This is a genomic window from Okeania sp., assembly GCF_983059655.1.
Map to the genome: position 1 here is coordinate 1 of NZ_CEZPJD010001112.1, position 2,033 is coordinate 2,033.

Genomic DNA, 2,033 nt, shown 5'->3' on the forward strand with positions numbered 1-2,033 from the left:
TCTGCGGTTTCTATGTATACACTATTTTGGGTAAAGATGCAACCTTGATGTGTACGATAATTATATTTGAATTCTGAGCAGAAAATCAAATATTTGAGAGAAGGGTAATTTCAGTTATTCAGTTAGCTCCATAAGGTCAAAACTTTCCTACGGAATGCTACGCAAACTTTAATAGTATCTCTTGGAATAAGGAGGCAAGAAAATCAAGAATCTTCTTTTTTTATCCTCTTACAAATCTGGAAAATCCATATTCAATAATTAAGATAAAACGGATGCATCCCATATTTGCAAAAATACTTTTTTTCCTAATATATTCCCTGTTCCCTAAAAGCTATAATTTTTTGGCTTTATTCAAAATTGAAATGCACCCGATAAAACCTATTTAACATTTATCTATAAAAATACTAGATAAATAAATTTATAATTACAAATAGTCATTATAGTCATTTCAGTTAAGATTGAGACAAGGATTTCTTACCTTGAAAGAGTTTTAGCTGAAAAAGTGTTCCAATCTTATTCAGAATGACTATATCTTGAGCATCAATTTTGACTGAAAAATTAGCTCTCAAATTTGATTTTAACTGCCGAATTAACAGCTCTGTTATTCTTGTTACCAAGATATCAAATAAGTTCTATGCAGCTATGAATTCAGAATACAATGATAGATTATGTGTTCTGAATTCTTAGAATAGACTTATGAAGATGATTTGTGTAGTTGTCCAACTGGAATTTCTGTGAATGGTTGTTGTAAGTCTTCAATTAGTTGCATAAGATCTTTTTGACTAGCTTGATATACTTCTCCACAAAATTCGCAGACTGCCTGGGCACCACTGTCTTTTTCAATCATATCTTTTAGTTCATCAACACCAAACATTTTTAATGCTCCTAACACTTTTTCAAAAGAGCAACCACAGTGAAAACGAACTATCTGACTTTCGGGAAATATATTTAAGTCCATGTCTCCCAAAAGTTGTTGCAAAATTTCTGGTAATGTTTTGCCAGCTCGAAGCAATGGAGTAAACCCTGATAGGGAGGCTATACGAGATTCTAAGGTTTGAACTAACTCTTCATCTATGGCTGCTTTGGGCAGAACTTGTAACAACAGTCCTCCTGCTGCTTGTATACCCTCTTTATCTACAAATACTCCTAACACTAAAGCGGATGGTGTTTGTTCTGATGTAATTAAGTAATTAGCAATATCATCTCCAATTTCTCCAGATACTAGCTCTACTGTACTGGAATATGGATAGCCATAACCTACATCTTTCACTATATATAAGAAGCCTTGATTACCTACAGCTTTTCCTACGTCCAATTTGCCGATTTTATTTGGTGACAGTTCAATTGTAGGATTGTCTACATAGCCTCTTACTGTTCCATCTAGTCCTGCATCTACAAGTACTCCTCCTAGAGGACCATTTCCTTGGACGTGAATATTGACTCTTGATTCTGGGGTTTTCATACTAGAAGCTAATAATAGTCCAGCAGCCATTGTGCGGCCAAGAGCAGCGGAGGCCACCCAAGAAAGTTTATGTCGTTGTCTTGCTTCTTCAGTTAAGCGGGTGGTAATTACACCAACAGCACGAATGCCACCTTCTGCTGCTGTAGCTCTAATTAGTCGATCTGCCATTGAAGTCCTTACATTTCTTAATAATTCTGATTGTCTTTATCATAACTCTGTTGCAATATTCCTGTTAAGTTGGTCAGAAATTTAATAGATGTAAGTGATAGCTATACATCATTTATTCTCTAGTTTTTGTGCTAGCTTTATGTTTATTGTGTTAGTCTAAATTTTTAGATATAATGATATATTATAGATAGTATTCTTTAGTTATAAAACTCAAGATGAATATTATTTTTAGAAAAAATTTATTCCTATAATACATAGTTATAAATTATAAAAATCAATTAATTTGCAACCAAAATTTGCTTCACTTAATTCCTAATTATCGGGAAATAATGTTAGCCTAGAGACTTATGATTTTCTAGTTTTGTTTGAGAAAAAGATACTAAATATAAATTCAAAAATTCTA

The 2,033-nt window shown here is 32.9% G+C and carries 1 protein-coding gene; it reads right to left on the reverse strand.

The window, feature by feature from the left end:
* Nucleotides 1–694: 694 nt before the first annotated feature.
* A complete protein-coding gene (gene hslO, locus AC3DU7_RS32295; RefSeq protein WP_488043309.1) occupies nt 695–1,630 on the reverse strand; it encodes an Hsp33 family molecular chaperone HslO in 936 nt (311 codons plus the stop codon).
* Nucleotides 1,631–2,033 lie beyond the last annotated feature (403 nt).

Coding starts and splice junctions, on each gene's coding strand:
- hslO (WP_488043309.1), bottom strand. CDS start 1,630: ATGGCAGATCGACTAATTAGAGCTACAGCAGCAGAAGGTGGCATTCGT.